Origin of the sequence: Roseivirga ehrenbergii (assembly GCF_001593005.1) — a bacterium.
GTDB classification, from domain to species: domain Bacteria; phylum Bacteroidota; class Bacteroidia; order Cytophagales; family Cyclobacteriaceae; genus Roseivirga; species Roseivirga ehrenbergii.
Window position 1 is genome coordinate 193,974 of record NZ_LQZQ01000001.1, and the last position, 17,508, is coordinate 211,481.

16 protein-coding genes and 1 tRNA gene are annotated in these 17,508 nt (G+C 39.1%); 8 read left to right on the plus strand and 9 right to left on the minus strand.

The window, feature by feature from the left end:
- Positions 1-19: 19 nt before the first annotated feature.
- Together MB14_RS00910 and MB14_RS00915 are read right to left on the minus strand one after the other, a co-directional pair.
- On the minus strand, positions 20-802 hold the full coding sequence (locus tag MB14_RS00910; protein WP_062587725.1) for an enoyl-CoA hydratase/isomerase family protein: 783 nt from the start codon (positions 800-802) through the stop codon (positions 20-22).
- Positions 790-2,871 carry a ComEC/Rec2 family competence protein gene (locus MB14_RS00915; RefSeq protein WP_062587727.1) on the minus strand — a complete coding sequence of 694 codons (2,082 nt, stop codon included), beginning with the start codon at positions 2,869-2,871 and terminating at the stop codon, positions 790-792. The genes MB14_RS00910 and MB14_RS00915 overlap by 13 nt, the downstream gene beginning before the upstream one ends.
- A gap of 149 nt (positions 2,872-3,020) precedes the next feature.
- On the opposite strand from MB14_RS00915, the gene MB14_RS00920 reads away from it, so the two are divergent.
- Positions 3,021-3,620 carry a Crp/Fnr family transcriptional regulator gene (locus MB14_RS00920; RefSeq protein ID WP_062587729.1) on the plus strand — a complete coding sequence of 200 codons (600 nt, stop codon included), beginning with the start codon at positions 3,021-3,023 and terminating at the stop codon, positions 3,618-3,620.
- A gap of 89 nt (positions 3,621-3,709) precedes the next feature.
- Here the strand turns inward: MB14_RS00920 and MB14_RS00925 are convergent, their stop codons facing one another.
- The 4 genes from MB14_RS00925 to MB14_RS00940 form a co-directional block, all read right to left on the minus strand.
- Positions 3,710-5,050 (minus strand): alkaline phosphatase family protein, encoded by a 1,341-nt coding sequence (locus MB14_RS00925; protein ID WP_062587731.1) that lies wholly within the window; start codon positions 5,048-5,050, stop codon positions 3,710-3,712.
- 79 nt (positions 5,051-5,129) lie between these two features.
- Entirely contained in the window at positions 5,130-8,312 is a 3,183-nt protein-coding gene (locus MB14_RS00930) for a TonB-dependent receptor (protein WP_062587733.1), read from the minus strand.
- 137 nt (positions 8,313-8,449) lie between these two features.
- The gene (locus MB14_RS00935; protein WP_062587735.1) at positions 8,450-8,884 is read right to left on the minus strand and encodes a GNAT family N-acetyltransferase; all 435 of its coding nucleotides are present in this window, start codon (positions 8,882-8,884) and stop codon (positions 8,450-8,452) included.
- Positions 8,856-9,827, minus strand: coding sequence for a PhoH family protein (locus MB14_RS00940; protein WP_062587737.1), 972 nt, complete (start codon positions 9,825-9,827; stop codon positions 8,856-8,858). Before MB14_RS00940 ends, MB14_RS00935 begins: the two co-directional genes overlap by 29 nt.
- 94 nt (positions 9,828-9,921) lie before the next feature.
- Here MB14_RS00940 and MB14_RS00945 point away from each other — a divergent pair, with 94 nt between their 5' ends.
- The 4 genes from MB14_RS00945 (at position 9,922) to map (ending at position 12,064) form a co-directional block, all read left to right on the plus strand.
- On the plus strand, positions 9,922-10,689 hold the full coding sequence (locus MB14_RS00945) for an SAM hydrolase/SAM-dependent halogenase family protein (protein ID WP_062587740.1): 768 nt from the start codon (positions 9,922-9,924) through the stop codon (positions 10,687-10,689).
- The gene (locus tag MB14_RS00950) at positions 10,689-10,985 is read left to right on the plus strand and encodes a putative quinol monooxygenase (RefSeq protein ID WP_062587742.1); all 297 of its coding nucleotides are present in this window, start codon (positions 10,689-10,691) and stop codon (positions 10,983-10,985) included. Before MB14_RS00945 ends, MB14_RS00950 begins: the two co-directional genes overlap by 1 nt.
- Before the next feature lie 121 nt (positions 10,986-11,106).
- A tRNA-Leu gene (locus MB14_RS00955) sits at positions 11,107-11,190 on the plus strand.
- Positions 11,191-11,299: 109 nt separating this feature from the next.
- A complete protein-coding gene (map, locus tag MB14_RS00960; protein WP_062587744.1) occupies positions 11,300-12,064 on the plus strand; it encodes a type I methionyl aminopeptidase in 765 nt (254 codons plus the stop codon).
- Between the two features lie 204 nt (positions 12,065-12,268).
- On the opposite strand, the gene MB14_RS00965 is transcribed toward map, so the two are convergent.
- On the minus strand, positions 12,269-12,793 hold the full coding sequence (locus MB14_RS00965) for a hypothetical protein (protein WP_062587746.1): 525 nt from the start codon (positions 12,791-12,793) through the stop codon (positions 12,269-12,271).
- Between the two features lie 112 nt (positions 12,794-12,905).
- Between MB14_RS00965 and MB14_RS00970 the strand changes: the two genes are divergently transcribed.
- Positions 12,906-13,121, plus strand: a complete 216-nt coding sequence (locus tag MB14_RS00970; RefSeq protein ID WP_053223683.1) for a (4Fe-4S)-binding protein — start codon at positions 12,906-12,908, stop codon at positions 13,119-13,121.
- Between the two features lie 106 nt (positions 13,122-13,227).
- On the opposite strand, the gene MB14_RS00975 is transcribed toward MB14_RS00970, so the two are convergent.
- Positions 13,228-13,485, minus strand: coding sequence for a hypothetical protein (locus MB14_RS00975; protein ID WP_062587748.1), 258 nt, complete (start codon positions 13,483-13,485; stop codon positions 13,228-13,230).
- Between the two features lie 3 nt (positions 13,486-13,488).
- Positions 13,489-15,573 (minus strand): helix-turn-helix domain-containing protein, encoded by a 2,085-nt coding sequence (locus tag MB14_RS00980; RefSeq protein WP_062587750.1) that lies wholly within the window; start codon positions 15,571-15,573, stop codon positions 13,489-13,491.
- Positions 15,574-15,812: 239 nt separating this feature from the next.
- Here MB14_RS00980 and MB14_RS00985 point away from each other — a divergent pair, with 239 nt between their 5' ends.
- Together MB14_RS00985 and MB14_RS00990 are read left to right on the plus strand one after the other, a co-directional pair.
- Entirely contained in the window at positions 15,813-16,400 is a 588-nt protein-coding gene (locus tag MB14_RS00985; RefSeq protein WP_062587752.1) for an ankyrin repeat domain-containing protein, read from the plus strand.
- A 27-nt stretch (positions 16,401-16,427) separates the two neighbouring features.
- Positions 16,428-17,495, plus strand: coding sequence for an acyltransferase family protein (locus tag MB14_RS00990; RefSeq protein ID WP_062587754.1), 1,068 nt, complete (start codon positions 16,428-16,430; stop codon positions 17,493-17,495).
- Positions 17,496-17,508: the final 13 nt, after the last annotated feature.

Here is a 17,508-nt window from a genome sequence, read left to right on the forward strand (position 1 = left end):
AGACCTGTTTAGTTTCATTCTACCACACAATCTTTTCTTTATTCAGAAAAGCAGCAATTCCCTTTTGGCAGTCTTCCGAGGCTCGGGCTTTCGCGTTCATTTCGGCAGCATAACTTAGGCCTTCTTCCACATCCATACTTTGTACAGCCGCAATCATTTGCTTGGTGAAAGCCATAGACTGACCTGAGTTCTTCTGAACCAACATTTGAGCAAAATTGGCCACTTCCATATCCAAATCAATGGCTTCCACTACGGTGTTTACCAAACCCATGGATTCGGCCAGTTCGGCTGGAATTAACTCTCCGGTAAGCAATAGTGATTTCGCCTTTCCTTCTCCTATTTTTCGAAGCAAAAAGACCTTTACAATGGCTGGGATAAAACCAATCCGCACCTCGGTATAACCAAATTTGGCTTCGGGTACAGTGAATGAAAAATCGCAAACCGTAGCCAAACCGCAACCGCCAGCAATGGCATGCCCTTGAATTTTGGCAATCACCACTTTGGGATGCTGATAGATTTGCAGAAAAAGCTCTTTCAAGTGATTTGAATCGGCTAAGTTTTCTTCGAAAGTGTTATTCTGAAGTTGTTGTAAATAAGCCAAGTCGGCACCCGCGCAAAAGGAATCACCAGCGGCATCCAATACAATGACCTTGGCGTTTTCATCCTCTTCTGCTTGAGTAAATGCCTGCTTGAGTTGTGTTACCATTTCGGCATTTAAGGCATTTCTTTTTTCGGGACGGTTGAGGGTAATGGTGGCAACGCGGTTGGCCACTTGGTATTTCACTAAAGTCATTTCTTCCATATTCTTGAATAATAGCCATCGCGATAGATGGAGTGCACTTTCAAATTTAGCGTTTCTGCCTGATTTGTGAGCTTATCGGCCAAGAACTTCCGATTTGATTTGTCGATGATTAATTCTTGAAACTCAAAATCCCCTTCTAAATCAGCTAGATCATAAACACTTTCATTTGAAAGAATGAGGTAATCTACCTCCACTGGCCTTTCAAATTCAACCTCGATTTTTTGATTAAGTTTAAAAATTCGCTGGCCTTGAAAAACAATCAGCTGATGTCCATTCAAGTCTTCGATCGCTAATTCTAATTGATCTTCGGAAGGAAGAAGGCTGCTCCCTGCTAATTGTCTTTTAGGTTCTAAATGGAACTGAATTCGATCTAAATTTTGAGAGAATGAAGTATCGGCCACCAGCTTACTTTTGTTTCCTACCCTAAAATCCAAAACCGATTCTCCCGAAACATTCAACACACTGAACTCTGCATTTCTGTAACTACCCCAATGATTGACCTGACTAAACACAAACAACAGGCAAAAGCTCAATGCCCACATCAAGTATTTGAATTGCCTTTCTGTCAATAAAATGATAAGCATTATAATGACAGCATAAATCAGCCATGTTTCACCTGTAGTTAGATGAATGCCGTCTAGGGTGCTACCAGGAAGCCACCTTACCCAATGCACCAGCCAATTGACGATTCGAACAAAGGATTCTGTGAGCCAATTTATGGCTTCACCCAAATATGGGATTCCACCCAAGGCCAGTACCGCCAAACCCATAATAAGCATGGCAAAAGCGGCAGGAATTACGAACAAATTGGAGAATAGAAAATAGCTCGGAAATTGATGAAAATACAAAATGCTCAAAGGGGCTGTTGCAATTTGAGCTGCTAAAGAAACACAACTAATTGCCCATATTTTATCAAGCCAATAATTATGAATATCGAATAAGTTGTAAAACTTAGGTTGAAGGTATACGATACCAAAAACGGCCAAATAAGAAAGCTGGAAACCTACGCTCATGATCAAATAGGGATTCCAACAAAGCAGCACAAAAGCCGAAGCAGCCAAGGTGTTATAAATGCTGCTGTTGGTATTTTTAGCTTTGGCAATGGCCACAAACGAGAACATTGTAACAGCCCGAAGCACAGAAGGTGAAAGGCCAGTAATAAATGCGTAGCACCACAAAAGCACAATACTAATGATGGCCATCCACCAGCGTCTTTTCCAAGCATTCAGTTTAAGCCGCTTAAAAATCAGGAGAATAATTCCGTAGATAATGCCCACATGCAAACCCGAAACGGCCAAAACATGCATGGCGCCAGCTGCTGAAAATGAGGTTTGAAGCTCAGTATCCAGCTCATCTTTCACTCCCAAAGTAATGGCTAACAAAACTCCCCTGGCATCAGGGTCTGAAATTCTAGCTTTGAGTAATTCGGCACATTGATTTCTAATTCGGATTGAAGCGGAAATCGGCCATTCCCACCAAGGAACATCATGGCCAAGCCATTGAAAACTCTCTCCAATAAATTGCTGATGGAAGATATTGTTATAAACTAAATAGTTCTTGAAGTTGAATTCACCCGGATTGGCTGGAGCTTCGGTAAGGTTTGGCGAACCTTTCACCAAAAGTATATCGCCATACTGAAGGTTTTCGCCCACCTCTTTACCTACATAAGCATTCACATAACCCGAAGCAGCTTGCCACTTTTCGGTAAATACATCGGTGACCTCAAGCCGAACATTGATCGAGTTGGCCTTCACGGCTGGCTCTTCATATATCACCGCCCGGTAAGCTTCAATCTCTTGGTTGAAGTGTAGCAAATGATCGGGTGAATTATCTAACCGATGTTCCTTCAACCTAAGAAAACCAGAACAAAAAAGGATGACCAAAGCAAAAACAGAGAGCACATACTGAAAGCGTTTGGAGTTGCGGAGCGCCAGAAAAACATAGACAATGAAAAGTGTAATAGGTAACCAAATCTTAATATCAATCCATTCATGACCATAATGGTAAACAACCACCCCAAGGATAAAGGCAGCAGAGAATCGAATAAATGGAAATGAATTAAAATTCACACAATTAAAATAAATATTTGGTTTATTATAATGAAGTAATTACTGAAAAATACTGAAGCCATTCATCCAAAGTAAAAAAAGCATAACACTAAAATTTACTTCTGCTCTTTTCCTATCTCTAAATTTGACCCAACTCAACAGCCTAAACTATGAACTTGATCGAGCTTCTGCGTTCGTCTAATGCTTATCCATTAGATAGATTGATAAAGGAAATCTATGTTGCTAAGGATCAACAGATTTACCAACCTGGCCAACAAACCAATTCTATTTATGAGATTGTATCTGGTGCCGTAAAATTGGGCAGTTACGGAAGCCAAGGGCAAGATATTACATATGATATCCTCAGCGCGCCCGACACCTTTGGTAATTTGAAATACCTAAACGGACAGTTTTTTGAATTTGCCAAGACAATCATTCCTTGCCATTTACGCGTTTATCCTCTCGATTTTTTCAAACAAATTATTGTTGAAGACTCCGCTGTTTCCGAGTGGTTCAACAAAAATGCAGTAAGGCGATGGAGTATTGCTGAAGCGCGTTTATTCAGTATTCGGTCGGCCAATAGTATTGAACGACTGCAAGTAATTTACAATGATTTTGACAGAGAGGTTTTAGATTCAGAAAAGAAAAAACACCACCTCTTCTCATTACTCACCAAACAGGAAATCGGTGATTTGACAGGTATGACACGCCAAACCGTAAGTCAGATCATTAAAAAGTTAAAACCTACTAGGTTAAAGAAAACTGCATAACGTATTATTTGTATCGTAAAAAAGGGGATCGTATCGACCCCCTTCCTACTGCAGCATTTCCAATTAGCAAAACAAACAAACCAAAAGACTTATTTCTTTTCGAGAATACCTGGAAACAGAACCCCGTCAGGTGCTGTAAAATCTAGCCCTAATAAAGCTGCGATTACAGGGGCAACATCTTCCAAGCCCATTTTGTGTACGAGTTTACCTTTAGTAATACCTGCTCCCCAAGCTACAAAACCAGTTTCAATTTGTTTGAAGTCAGGGAAATATCCGTGCGTTCCGCCTGAACCTCTTTTCAAATCATCTCCAGAAGCTGAACCTGACATCGCCACGCCTGGTATTGGTGCTATGGCCAAAAGCGCATTTGGATCGGCAGCTACTTGAGCCAATTCTTCTTTCGACACTACTCTAAAAAGCTTTTTAGTTTTCTCCGGTAGATCATTTAAAATCTGCTTTACCTGATTTAAGGTTTTAGTGTCCTTAGGGTCTTTCAACATTAAAAAAGCAGCTGCGCCAGAAGTGTGAAAAGCAGCTTTCCAATTTCCTCGATCTTGGGCAGCAGACATTAAGCCTGCATTTGCCAACCAAACATTAGGGCTCAAAAGTGAATGTACATCCACAAAACCATGATCCCCTGAGATGATAAAAGTAGTTTTATCAAGAATTCCAGCTCTTTCTGCAGCCTCCTTGATTTTGCCAATCGCCCTGTCGGCTGCGGCTACAGCAAAAGGCACCAATTCACCGTCTCTTCCGCCTTGGTGCTGAAAATGATCGGTACCAATTAAGTGTAATGCGATAAAATTTGGCTTGTGCTTTTCTAACACATAAGCAGCCATTTCTCCTGTTCTATCTTCTCTATTAAAAAACTCACCATTAAATGTAGTGTTGCTCATTTTTCCTAAAACCTCTCTTTCAAGTTCTTCGAAAAAGCCATTAGGAATGTCCTTATCGCGCATCGGCTCAATACGATCTGTTCCTTCTTTCAAGTACCAATACTCAGGAATATTATAATCGATAGGCGCATCTACTGAAACAGGCCAAATAAAGGCTGCCGATTTCATTCCTTTTGCTCGAACTGCGTCCCAAAGGGTTGGTACTTTGATTTCGTTCTCATACCAATACCAAGCACCCGTTTGACCCTTTTCTTCAAATGGGGAATTATAGTAAATACCATGACGGGCTGGCTTTGCTCCTGTAATTAAAGTCGTGTGAGACGGGTAGGTTACCGAAGGATAAACACCACGAACGCCTTCCGCTTTTGTTCCGTGTTCGGCCATCCATTTCATGTTTGGCGCAGGCCATTTAGGCTCCATATAGAAATCGGGGCGAAACCCGTCAATTGAGATCAAAACTACATGTTCTGATTGTTGTGCTTTTAGACATAAACCTAAAAGCATCACTAATACTAATACTGTATATTTTCTCATGTTATATCTATTTAAAAGTAAGGAGCAGGCGCTTTCGCCCCCACTCCTAGCACTATAATCTATCTATTTTGAAAAACCATTATTGGCCGAAAGTATAACGCAAACCAAGTTGAACTCTCCACGGTGTTCCATTGATTGGCTCATTACCAGCACCAGTTTGCACTGAGTAATCATAAGACTTGGCTACTTGATCAAAGCCTGTAATTCTCATCAACTCTAAGTTTCTGCTATATTCGTGACCGTTACCTTTTGAGCTATCTAAGAAGTTTGCAAAATTGAATAGGTCGGCAGAAAGTTCTAAACCATGACCGTTCGTTAACTTAATCTTCTTCAACAAACGAAGATCGATGTTGGCGTAGAAACCGTTTACACCACCATTTCTTTCTGCAAAACGACCGAAGTTATCTTGCAAGTAATCTTTGAAATTCTGAGACACTTCTGGATTATTCAAAATATCCATATAACCATCTTTAATGGCTTGCGGTGTATTTGAATCATTCGGATCGAAGATGTAGGCCTGATCGTTTGAAAGGTTGAAATCACCGTTCGCACTTCTATTGTTGTTATCCACCACAAAGTTGAAAGGACTTCCGCCTGAACCCGTTATGGTAGCTCCTAAAACGAAACCGTAGAAAGAAGGCGAAGCAGTGTTCACTACAAATTTCGAACGGAAGTTGTTGTCAGAATAACCGTAGTTCAAATCTCTAGGATCGCCAGTAACTGGCAAGAAAGTAGAAGTATTGGCCACACAGCAGTTGTATGAAGAGTTGTCTTTGGTACTATTTCTTGTGTATGAAATATTAAAGTATCCATCTTTTCCTACCTGAGCAGAACCAGAAATAATAATCGCATGCTGCTTTACTTCACCGTCAGATTCTAACACCAAAGCTCTACCTACTTGATTCGAAATTCTACTATTCGTCCAATCGGTAATACCGCTTGCACTGATGGTGTTTGCTGGTACAAATACTTCTCTGCCTTCATTGGTCACAAAGAATGGATCTTTCACCAAATTGGCTTCCTGATAAACGTAGTTGTTGGTGGTTTTACTTGCCAAATAGTTTACAGAAACAGAGTATTTGTCACCAAAGTAGTGTGTATAATCAATATTGAATTTAGCCGTAGTTGGCACTTCAAAGTTGTTACCTACTGCGTTAATGGTGCTGAATGGTACTTGACCCGCAGGTACTCCTGGCACTGTGCTTGGGTCATTTCTATAGGCGTTGAAATCAGGTGTTGGAACATCAGCACCCGTTACATCAATTGCACCAAGCAGAGTTCCTGAGTTTTGAATATTGTTTACCTGAGCATAGTAATGTGGCTGAGAGTTGAAAATTCCACCACCTAATTTAATGATGTCTGAATCTTTACCTCCAATGTTCCAAATCCCTTGTAGTCTTGGCTGGATATTGTCTAAATCTTGCGGACGATTGTCTGTTCTAATTCCTAGCTCATTGAATACCGTTTGATTGAATTCAGCAGCCTCAGTAAAGATTGTACCGTCCCATCTTACACCGGCAATCACTTCAAAATCCGGATGTAATGTAAATTCTGCTTGCGCGAAAAGAGACAAATCCAATACGGTTTGTTTTACAATTGGCAAACCTTGCAATGGCACTTCTCTAGCATAACGACTTGGTGTTAAATTCTCAAAATCATCAAGTGAATCAAAAAAGAAACGACCGTTTTGCTCATTTGAAAGTAAGGTCTCTAAATAGGTAATCATGTTGTCTGTTCCGAAAGTGAAATTCACATTTCCTCTTGACAAATAAGCCGTATTGGTGAACTGAATCATGTTCTCCAAGTTAGTTTCAGGAGAATAACGCTGACCACCCAACTGAACAGTTCTACTGGCCGAAGATCCATTCGGAAGTGTAGATTGAACGTTTACAATTGCCCTTGGAATGTTTGAAGAAGGTAACAGAGCGCTTGGGTTATAAGACCTTTCAGCATGTTGATACTGCAATTTAAACTCATTTGTGAAGTTAGGATTAAAAGCCGATCGCAATGAAACGCCCAAAGTGTTTTCCATTGCCTCGAAATCTGAGTAACTCTCTGCCAGTTCAAAACTAGAGTTATCGCTGGTACCAAACGGATTCGTGTACTTGTTGTAGTTATTTCTGATTGTCAATCTGTGAATATCATTCAGCTGCCAATCGACACGAGCAAAAAAAGTTCTAGCCTCAGATTTTCTCTCAAACTGACCAACTTGTTGGTCGTTACTAACACCGTACTTTGCTCTTGCAATTTGAAGGTAGCGATCCAAATTAGCTTTGGTCAAGCCCAATCTGTTCTCGTCATCAGCAGTTTGAATATCTGCTATAAAAAGTGGATCGGTAGCATCCTGCTGCTCATACACCGCAAAAAAGTGAACTTTATCTTTAATGATTGGCCCACCTAAACTCATACCGTATTGTGTATTATTAAAATCAGCAGTTCTTGGGTTTTCTCTAATGTCTAGATCGTTTTGAAGCTTATCGTTTCTGTGATAAACAAAAGCACTTCCTTGCAAATTATTCGTACCTGATTTGGTTACTGCCTTTACCGCACCACCGCCTTGACGGCCTTGCGTTACATCATAATCATTTGTAGAAATTTCAAAAGTTCTAATTGCCTCTTGAGAAATAGTATATGGCCCCCTGCCAATTTCTCCAGCTGTCAATGTATTTCTAGCGTTCAAACCATCAATCGTAACATTTGTTGAAGTACTTCTTTGGCCACCCAAATTCAAACTTCCTCCACCTTGCAATGGAGACAAACTCACTAAACGAGTAAAGTTTCTTCCTTCAGAAGGTAAGTTTTGAATTTGCTGCGTGCTTACAATAGTTGCCTCCCCTTGCCTATCGATAGAGGAGCGAATTTGATCACCAGTTACTACAATGGTTTCCATTTCTGTAACTGCCTCAGATAATTCAAAGTTGAGTTTTAACTGGTCGCCTTGGTTTACCATAAAACCTTCCTTCTTTTTTGAACCATAACCCACAAAAGAAGCGGTGATCTCGTAAGGACCACCTAATGGCACCTGAATAAAACGATATTCACCATTAGCATTAGTTATTGTTCCAGTTTGAAAACCGGTAGCTGTATTCTTCACAAGAATGGTGGCACTTGGTAAAGTACTACCATCTGTAGCTGTGATAACGCCCTGAATTGTAGCATCAGTTGCTTGTGCAAGGGATTGAAAGACCATGCAGGTCATCAATAGTAAGGCTATCCCCAGTTGCCTACTATTGGTTTTGATTAGGTAGAATTTAAGTCTCATAGTGATGTTTTTTGCACAAAACTATGGCTACCATTCTCGGGCAAATGTTAGATTTTAACATCTGCAAAAAGATTAACAATACCCTAACCATTTGGCAGGGTAGCATTACATTTTCTTAATATTAGGGAAACAGAAAACTAAAGAGTTTTCTGCATTTCGAAGTGTTCTATACCCGCCTCAATAAATTTTTCACCCACTTTCGTAAAACCATATTTACTGTATAATGGCATGGCAGTGAGCTGGGCATGTAGGTAAATTAATGTACCAGGCTGAGCTACATTATTTTCAACATCGGCTAAAACAATTTGAACCAAACGTTTCCCTACTCCTTTACCTCTGTATTCTTCATACACCGCAAAACGCTCTAGTTTCACGCCTTTTTTTGTCGTTCGGTAACGGGATGTACCTGCTGGTTCACCTTGATAATAAGCAATAAAGTGCGTGGATTCCGGATCAAATTCATCGAATTCCTCCTCGCGATCGCAAAGTTGCTCTTCAATAAACACTTTTTCACGGACGGCAAAAGCTAAGTCAAGCTCTTCCTTATTCTCCACTTTTTTTACTCTTATCATTTTGTTCTTGATGTTTATCGTAAGCCGAAATTATTTCTTTTACCAATTTATGGCGCACCACATCCTTGGCATCTAAATCTACTCTTGCTATTCCTTTAACGCCACTCAAAATTTTAAGTGACTCTCCCAAACCTGATTTTTGATTTCGAGGCAAATCGATTTGAGAAATATCTCCTGTAACAATCACCTTCGAGTTTGGTCCCATACGCGTCAGAAACATTTTCATTTGCATGGCCGTGGTGTTCTGAGCTTCATCTAAAAGAATAAATGCATGATTCAGCGTTCTGCCTCGCATATAGGCCAAAGGTGCTATCTCTATAACTCTATTCTCCTGATAAAATTTCAGTTTTTCTGAAGGAATCATTTCATCAAGTGCGTCATAAATCGGCCTTAAATAAGGGTCAATCTTTTCTTTAAGGTCTCCCGGAAGGAAGCCCAAGTTTTCACCTGCCTCTACTGCCGGACGCGTAATGATGATTTTCTTAACCTCTTTATTTTTTAAGGCTTGTACTGCCATGGCTACAGAAATGTAGGTTTTACCTGTTCCAGCTGGCCCCACAGCAAAAACCAAATCGTTTTCTTCAACCGCTTTTACTAATGCTTTTTGATTGGCTGTTTTTGGTTTAATGGTATTTCCTCGGTTACCATACACCAAAACGCCATCATCACCTTGGCCATTAATATATTCAGCTTCACTTTTGATGTACGATTTCACATTATCATGCGTCACCTTACCATACTTATGATAATGCTGTACCAAGGAGTTCAGAATATCGTTGATTTGGATAATTTCCGAGGCATTTCCTTGAATGAGAATCTCGTTGCCCCTTGATACAATCTTGCTTTTAGGAAAAGCAGAGGCCACTTCTTTGATATTCTCATTTGCCACGCCCAAAAAGTCGACCATGGCTATGTTTTCGAGTATAATTAATTTTTCTACCAAACGCTTAACTATGTTTTATTTGATTGATTTAGCCTCAAAATTTTCGATACTTTTGCTATTCACAAACTTAGAAATTTTAACCGAATAGTCTTTTATGGCCATTATCACTTTAACTTCTGATTTTGGACACACCGACCATTACGTGGCCGCGTTAAAGGCCTCTTTGATTTCTAAAGACAGTACTCTAAAACTTATTGACATTAGTCACGATATCGAACCTTTCGATATTGCCCATATGGCTTTTGTGGTTAGTTCCGTTTTCAGAGATTTCCCCAAAGGTACCGTACACTTGCTTAGCACTAACGTAGCACAAGCTAATCAAGATTCTTATTTAGCGGCTAAAATTGAAGATCATTTTTTTGTTGCCCCTGATAACGGAATATTAAGTTTGATTAGTGATAAAACTCCAGAAACCATTGTAAAGTTATCTATTAACGATAATTCTACTTTTCCTCAGCGTGGTATTTTGGCCGATTTTGTATTGCGCTTGGCAGTGAATGAAAAAATTTCAGCTCTGGGTGAGGCAGTTACAGAATACACCCAACTGATGTTAAGAAAGCCTCGTGCTACTAGAAAAGAAATTTCTGGCCATGTCATTCGAGTGGATCATTACGGCAACCTCATCACCAATATCAGTAAAGTGGATTTCGACATTCTGAGTAAAAACAGAAGTTACAAACTGGTATTCGGAAGAGAATCTGCTCCTAGTATTCATTCACATTATTATGATGTAGATCCGGGCGAAGTCTTTTTCGTGTTCAATAGCCTGAACGTTTTGGAAATTGGAATCAATCAGGGCAATGCCTCTACCCTTTTGGGCTTGAGCTACGACAGCCCAATTATCATTCAATTTGAAGAATAATGTTAACAAGAATTGTAAGAATGACTTTTAAGGTCGAAGAAGTTGAAGCTTTTATCGAATTGTTCAACGAAACCAAAGACCGTATTCGCCATTTTGAAGGCTGCCAATACCTTGAATTAATGCGAGATTATAATGACGAATGCATTTTTGCTACTTATAGTCATTGGGAAAATGAAGAAGCACTGAACCGCTATCGCCATTCAGAACTATTTGGCGAAGTATGGAAAGCTACAAAGGCTAAATTTGCTGATAAACCCGTTGCTTTTTCGCTTAAAGGCTTTATTCAGGTAGACTAAAATTTACTGGCTGAAGCTATTGTTTCATAAAAAATCTTTACTCATTTTTGCAACCCCAATACAACACCTGCCCAGGTGGCGATCCCGAAGTTTCGGGAGGTAGCCGCTGGAGCAAACAAATGCCCAGGTGGCGGAATTGGTAGACGCGTTGGTCTCAAACACCAATGATTTCAGGATCGTGCCGGTTCGACCCCGGCCCTGGGTACAAAACCTCTCGAATTTCGGGAGGTTTTTTTTTATTGGTTACAATCCCCTAGCCTACTCTTGATTTCTCCGTAAATTGCAGCTTATCTTCTAAGCTAAAAGGTTAAAATATGTCAATTTCAAAAGAGTCTGAATTAATTGGAATGAAAAAAATTAGCGAAGTAGTGGGTACTACTTTAAAGCTAATGCGAGCACATGCCCAAGTGGGGATGTCTACCAAAGAATTAGACGATTACGGAGGAGCGATTTTAAAAAGCTATGGTGCCAAATCAGCACCTTTTGAAACTTATGGTTTTCCTGGCTATTCGTGTATCAGTGTAAATGAAGAAGGTGCCCACGGAATTCCTTCCAAATCCAAAATACTCAAAGAAGGTGACCTCATTAACATTGATGTTTCCGCAGAACTCAACGGATTCTGGGCCGATAATGGCGGTTCCTTTGTTTTAGGGAAGGATATTCATAATCATCAGCCCTTGGTAGATGCCTCTAAAAACATTCTCCATAAAGCCATTCACAGCATTAAAGGAGGAGTAAAAATAGCGGACATTGGCCAAATCATTGAAACCGAAGCAAAAAAATCAGGATTTAGAGTTATTAAAAACTTAGCCGGTCATGGGGTAGGCAGAAGTTTACATGAATTGCCTGATGATATTTTAAATTACAGGGTAAAAAGCAATCATCAAAGGTTTAAGAAAAACACCACCGTGGCTATTGAGACCTTTATTTCAACCAAATCAAACTTAGCCGAAGAACTTAGAGATGGCTGGACATTGGTAGGCAACAAAGGAGGATACATTACCCAGCACGAACACACCATTTTAATTACAGACGATCAGCCCGTAATTCTTACTGCATGTAATGGTATTTGGGATTAAATCCTTTTTAGAGCCTGAATCTTTAGAATTATCTAAAAAAAAAAGGAGCTAAACGCTCCTTTTAATTTCTTACATCACTCTTTTAATTAGAAGGCTTTCGTATAACCTTTAATTGTAAGAGGCTTCACTTTCTTTACAGAGGATACATATTTTTCCATATTGAATTTATCCTCTGTATTCTTAACAGATGAGTTATTCGTTAGCTTAGCTTGTTTCTTTGAATATGCTTCCATAGCTGATAACTATTTCTTTTTCTTCTTTTTTTCTTTCTAAAGGAATGACAAATATAGTGCTGAATGTATCGGAACCCAAAACTTGATATTTATCACTATCAACCTTCCTTCTCAACACCTCAACGTACACTCTGAACCTTTTGTTATTCTCGTTCTTATCTTCACTAAGTAAGTTAGAGGCAAGTATACCGAAAGTATTGACTTTACAGCGCTCTTGTATATCTCTCATAATATCAAGAATTGTGGCTCCTAAATGGCCAAATTTAAATTCATTGCTGAGGATTCTGAATTTATTAGAAGTACTTACTTTTCTATAGAAATCAATCGTCAGCAAACCGTTTGCATATTCCTTAATCGTCACAACATATTTCGACCTGTTATACTCACTCCTTAAAAAAAAGACATAAATATGCTCTTTTAAGTAAGTCTCTTTTCTATTCAGGTTTTTATTCGACTGCCTATACTTATATTCTTGAATGGATTTTGCCTCAAACATGTGTTCTTCTACATAACGATTATCTCTTTTGAAATAATAGTATTGAAGCTAAGGATTTGATAAACATGAAACAATACTGAATAATTTTAATGCAATTATCATATCTTACAGTATGGAAAAGGAGATCGTAAAGGAATATTCAAACGGTGAACTCACTGTGGTTTGGAAGCCGCAAAAATGTATTCATGCTGGCGAATGCGTAAAGGCATTACCAGAAGTATATAACCCCAAAGAGAAACCGTGGATTAAAGCTGAAAATGCTTCAACCCAAGCGCTAAAAGACCAAATCGCTAAATGCCCTTCTGGTGCTTTGAGTTACTATATGTAGGAAGAACCTTCCAAAAGTTTCCCTATTTGGGCTTTGAATAAAGTGATTTACCACCGGTGAGGTAATTGCGTTAACCTTTGTAGGGTTTCGCCAGATTTAGGGTTGATTACTGTATTGTAATCCGAGCTTCAGAATATAAATCGTAAACAGCCACGGTGGTGCTGTGTCCTGTGGCGTTTCCCCAAAAAGGGTGTTTGTTAATCAAGGTTCTGTTTTCTACATATTCGGGATGATAATCACTTTCTAGGTCGTCCCAAACTACAAGCATGTATTCGTAACGCATTTTGCTTTCACGCCCCTCTTCAAGCCATCGTTCGAACGTAGTTTCTTCTAAAGATTTGGGGTATTCTCTGCTATCGAACATATGTTATTTCAATTGAGTTAGTGGCTTAAGCAATCCTTTTTCCTCTAAAGAAGCTCGTATGCGCTCGTGATTTTTCCAGAACTTTGATTCAATCTTTTTCATTAAACGTTTGTGCTCTGGTAAATTTCTGATTTTCTCGGTCAGCGGATCGTCATCAAACAGCACTAACCAATATTGATAATTATCTTCTTCTGAAAACAGTTCTAAATACTCAAGCGACTTTTCAAAATCATTGTGATAGGCATAATAAACGGAAAGCATTATGTTTTTATAAATGGACTCATCCTGTTTAACAAAATCTAGATATTCGTCAAAAAAAGCTTTTGCTTCTTCCTTATGCCCTGTCTTCTCAAAAACAACCCCAATGGTGGCATTTTGATGTACGTAAATATTAAGATGAGCTGCCTCACGTTGATTTATAAACTTTTGATAATAGAAGTACGCGCTATCATAATCTCGCTTATAGTAATAGACCTTCGCCACCTCTTGTAGAATATCTAATCGAGTAGTGTCCTTTTTCCACTCCCTTACAAGCAAACTCGATGTTTCATCTAAATCATGATTCTTAGCATAGAGCATATATGCTTTTGCGTAGTTGGTATAGGCATTCCCTGGGAAATACTCAAGCGATCTATCTGCATACATTAGGGCTTCATCTACAAAACCAGTTTGTATTAACGCATTACTTAAATGCAAATAAATGTAACTGTTCATTACCGAATCATTGGCTGCTTCATTCAGTTGAATTCCTTTTAGAGCATATTCCAAGTACTTTTCAGTATTGGGCCTTACGTTGGCATAAAAATCAGAAAGGGTATTGATAACAAAAGCGGAGTTCGGATTGTACTCTAAGGCCCGTTCTAAATATGGCACAACCAAGGCGTATTCTTGATTATGCATATAATACATAGCCTTCGCCATTAAGCTCTCTGCTAGTTTAGGGTCATATAACAGCGCCTTATCCGAATGATTATTGATTTCAGCAGTATATCGCTTGTCTTCCCTAAATATATCCAAGTAATAGTAACTCATAGCCAAGCCTGCATGGGCCAAGGCGAATTGCTCATCTAACTCAATCGCTTTATTAAAGTATTTTATCGCTTCTTGTAAACTTTCGGTATTGCCTATAACATACTGATTCTGTCCTTTCAAAAAGTAATCATAAGCCTCAAGATTATCAGTAGGAATCTTCTCAATTCTATTTTGCTCTTCAGGGGTAATCACTGCCTGAATTTCAGAGGCAATGCTTATTGCTATTTCTTGCTGCAATTCAAAAATGCTGGTTACTTCACGGGTATACTGCTTTGCCCAAAGTTGTTTATCGGTAACTGCGTCTATCAACTGAATATTGAGCAGAATTTGGTTTCCAATTTTCTGCCCGCTACCCTCTACAAAATAATTCACATTCAATTCCTTCGCTATTTCTGGAATTGACTTATTGGTGTTTCTATATTTTTCAGAAGATGTTCGACTAATCACCCGTAAGTCATTAATTTTCTGAAGGTTATTTAAAGTAGACTCCAATAAACCATTGATCAAATAGATATTAGTAGAATCGCTACTGTCGTTTTTGAAGGGCAACACGGCTATTGATTTTTCTAATTGCAATGGAGCCGATTGGCTTGAGGGTTTAAAGGCGAAATAAGCAATCACAAGAACAAGCGCGGTTAATACGGCTAAGCCCCATGCAATTTTACTTTTTTCATGAACAGGTTTACCTTCAATTGGGCTGGTCGGTTCTTCAGGTTGCCATCTTTTACTGGCTTCTCCTGGCGGAAAACCATATTCTTCGCGAAAGCACTTTATAAAATAAGAGATGCTGCTGAAGCCAACGGCATAAGAGACTTCGGTTACATTTTGAGAAGAATTCACCAACAATTCCATGGCGCGCTTCAACCGAACTTGACGAATGAATAAACTGACGGAAAGCCCCGTGGATTTTTTAAGTCTGCGCAGAAGATTAGAGCGACTCATGTTGATGGCCTCTGCGAGTTCTGAGACACCAAAATTTTCATCGGATATATTCTCTTCAACCACCCTAGTGATTTGATTCAAAAAATCCTTTTCATGTTGATTGAAATCGGTCATAAACAGAAATAGAAACGCTTACAAAGGAAGTCAATATTCTTCGAAGCGAAAAACGACTTCAACCCTTCAATTTAGGAGGGAAAACCACCTTTTGCATCATAATTTATACTCATGCATCATAAAAACTATGATGTCCGCAAACTTGATATTTTAATCCGCATAGCTTTTAATCCCCATTTCTGGCTTCTAACCACCTTTGCAGAGAACAAAATCAAACGATTAAAGGAAAAACAAAAATCATGAAAACTCAAGTAACAATTCTCCGCAAAGCATTACTCCTTAGCGCTATCTGCTTAATGTTTGTAAGCACTTCTTGTGCTCAGAAAAAAGAAAACACCACAGAAAACAGTTCGGTTGTAGAAAAAGTAAAAGCACCTAAAATAGACATTCATACAGCCGCAATTTCTGGAGACCTAGAAGCCATAAAGCAACACATTCAAGCAGGTTCGAACCTAAATGAAAAGGAGGCTTTTGGCGGTTCAAGCCCATTGATTACAGCCGCACTATTTAATAAGCCAGAAGTAGTTAAGGCTTTAATTGAAGCAAAGGCCGACATCAACCAAGTAAATAATGATGGTTCCACAGCATTGCATTCAGCAGCCTATTTCTGCAATACCGAAGTGGTTGAAATACTTCTGGCAAATAATGCCGACAAAACCATTAAAAACAATTTTAAACAGACTGCCTTAGAATCTATTTCTGGTCCATTTAGCGAAGTGAAAGGGATTTATGAGATGTTCGGAAAACAACTGGCGCCTATGGGGCTGAAAGTTGATTTGGAGCACATCGAAAAGACCCGCCCTATCATTGCTGAAATACTTAAATAAAAATACAAAGGTCAAAAACTCAAAAACATGACAGCAATCAACACAAGAAGGTACGATATAGACTGGATCAGGGTAATCGCCATTGGCTTACTCCTGATCTACCATATCGCAATTGGGTTTCAGCCATGGGGCCTTTTCATCGGCTTTATTCAAAGCGAAAATTCGATTAGCGCCATTTGGACACCCATGTCGATGTTAAATGTTTGGAGAATTCCGCTTCTATTCTTTGTAAGTGGCATGGGAGTATTTTTCGCCATACAAAGAAGAAGTTGGAAAGCGCTGATTAAGGAAAGAACAGGTCGAATACTAATTCCATATTTATTCGGAATAGCCTGTATTGCTCCTCTGCACATTATCATTCTTCAGCATTACTATGGTCAAAAAATGACATATATCTTAAACTCTGGTCACTTATGGTTTTTAGGAAATATTTTCGTGTACGTACTGCTGCTTTCACCCTTTTTCTTCTACTTAAAGAAACATGAAAACGGAAGAATTGGCCTTCTAATCAAAAAGGTATTCCAAAGTCCCTTTGGATTTATGGTGATTGTATTATCATTGACTGCCGAGGTACTGATAGTTCAACCTAATCCTTATGAACTATATGCTCAGACTTGGCATGGCTTCTTTCTAGGGCTTTTGGCTTTTCTCTTTGGCTTTTGCTGCGTTTATAGTGGTAAAGAGTTTTGGGGCTTTATTCTGAAATGGAGATGGTTGCTCATTTTGGTTGCTGTGGCACTTTATTCCATCCGCATTTTAGGGCTTCAACCCCAAATACAAAACTATTTAGTAGCAGCAGAAACCTGTTTCTGGGTATTTTCGGTTTTCGCATTTGGGTATAAATACCTAAACAAACCGAGTAAAGCATTGAACTATTTGAGTCAAGCAGCTTATCCGATTTACATTATCCATATGGCATTTCTGTATTTAGGGTCGTCATTGATTTTCCCGTTGGACATTCCTGTAGAATTACAATTTGTGTTGGTCGTAACCTTTACTTTTGTAGGCTGCTTCGGATTCTATGAATTGATTATTAGAAGAGTTTGGTTTTTGAGGCCACTTTTTGGGCTTAAAATAAAAGCCAAAGCTGAATGAATTAAAAAGTTGG

Excerpts from the sequence above, each read along its gene's own strand:
- MB14_RS00910 (WP_062587725.1), bottom strand. The coding sequence starts at position 802 with ATGGAAGAAATGACTTTAGTGAAATACCAAGTGGCCAACCGCGTTGCC.
- MB14_RS00925 (WP_062587731.1), bottom strand. The coding sequence starts at position 5,050 with ATGAGAAAATATACAGTATTAGTATTAGTGATGCTTTTAGGTTTATGT.
- MB14_RS00930 (WP_062587733.1), bottom strand. The coding sequence starts at position 8,312 with ATGAGACTTAAATTCTACCTAATCAAAACCAATAGTAGGCAACTGGGG.
- map (WP_062587744.1), top strand. The coding sequence starts at position 11,300 with ATGTCAATTTCAAAAGAGTCTGAATTAATTGGAATGAAAAAAATTAGC.
- MB14_RS00950 (WP_062587742.1), top strand. The coding sequence starts at position 10,689 with ATGTTAACAAGAATTGTAAGAATGACTTTTAAGGTCGAAGAAGTTGAA.
- MB14_RS00975 (WP_062587748.1), bottom strand. The coding sequence starts at position 13,485 with ATGTTCGATAGCAGAGAATACCCCAAATCTTTAGAAGAAACTACGTTC.
- MB14_RS00990 (WP_062587754.1), top strand. The coding sequence starts at position 16,428 with ATGACAGCAATCAACACAAGAAGGTACGATATAGACTGGATCAGGGTA.
- MB14_RS00980 (WP_062587750.1), bottom strand. The coding sequence starts at position 15,573 with ATGACCGATTTCAATCAACATGAAAAGGATTTTTTGAATCAAATCACT.
- MB14_RS00985 (WP_062587752.1), top strand. The coding sequence starts at position 15,813 with ATGAAAACTCAAGTAACAATTCTCCGCAAAGCATTACTCCTTAGCGCT.
- MB14_RS00935 (WP_062587735.1), bottom strand. The coding sequence starts at position 8,884 with ATGATAAGAGTAAAAAAAGTGGAGAATAAGGAAGAGCTTGACTTAGCT.
- MB14_RS00970 (WP_053223683.1), top strand. The coding sequence starts at position 12,906 with ATGGAAAAGGAGATCGTAAAGGAATATTCAAACGGTGAACTCACTGTG.
- MB14_RS00945 (WP_062587740.1), top strand. The coding sequence starts at position 9,922 with ATGGCCATTATCACTTTAACTTCTGATTTTGGACACACCGACCATTAC.
- MB14_RS00920 (WP_062587729.1), top strand. The coding sequence starts at position 3,021 with ATGAACTTGATCGAGCTTCTGCGTTCGTCTAATGCTTATCCATTAGAT.
- MB14_RS00965 (WP_062587746.1), bottom strand. The coding sequence starts at position 12,793 with ATGTTTGAGGCAAAATCCATTCAAGAATATAAGTATAGGCAGTCGAAT.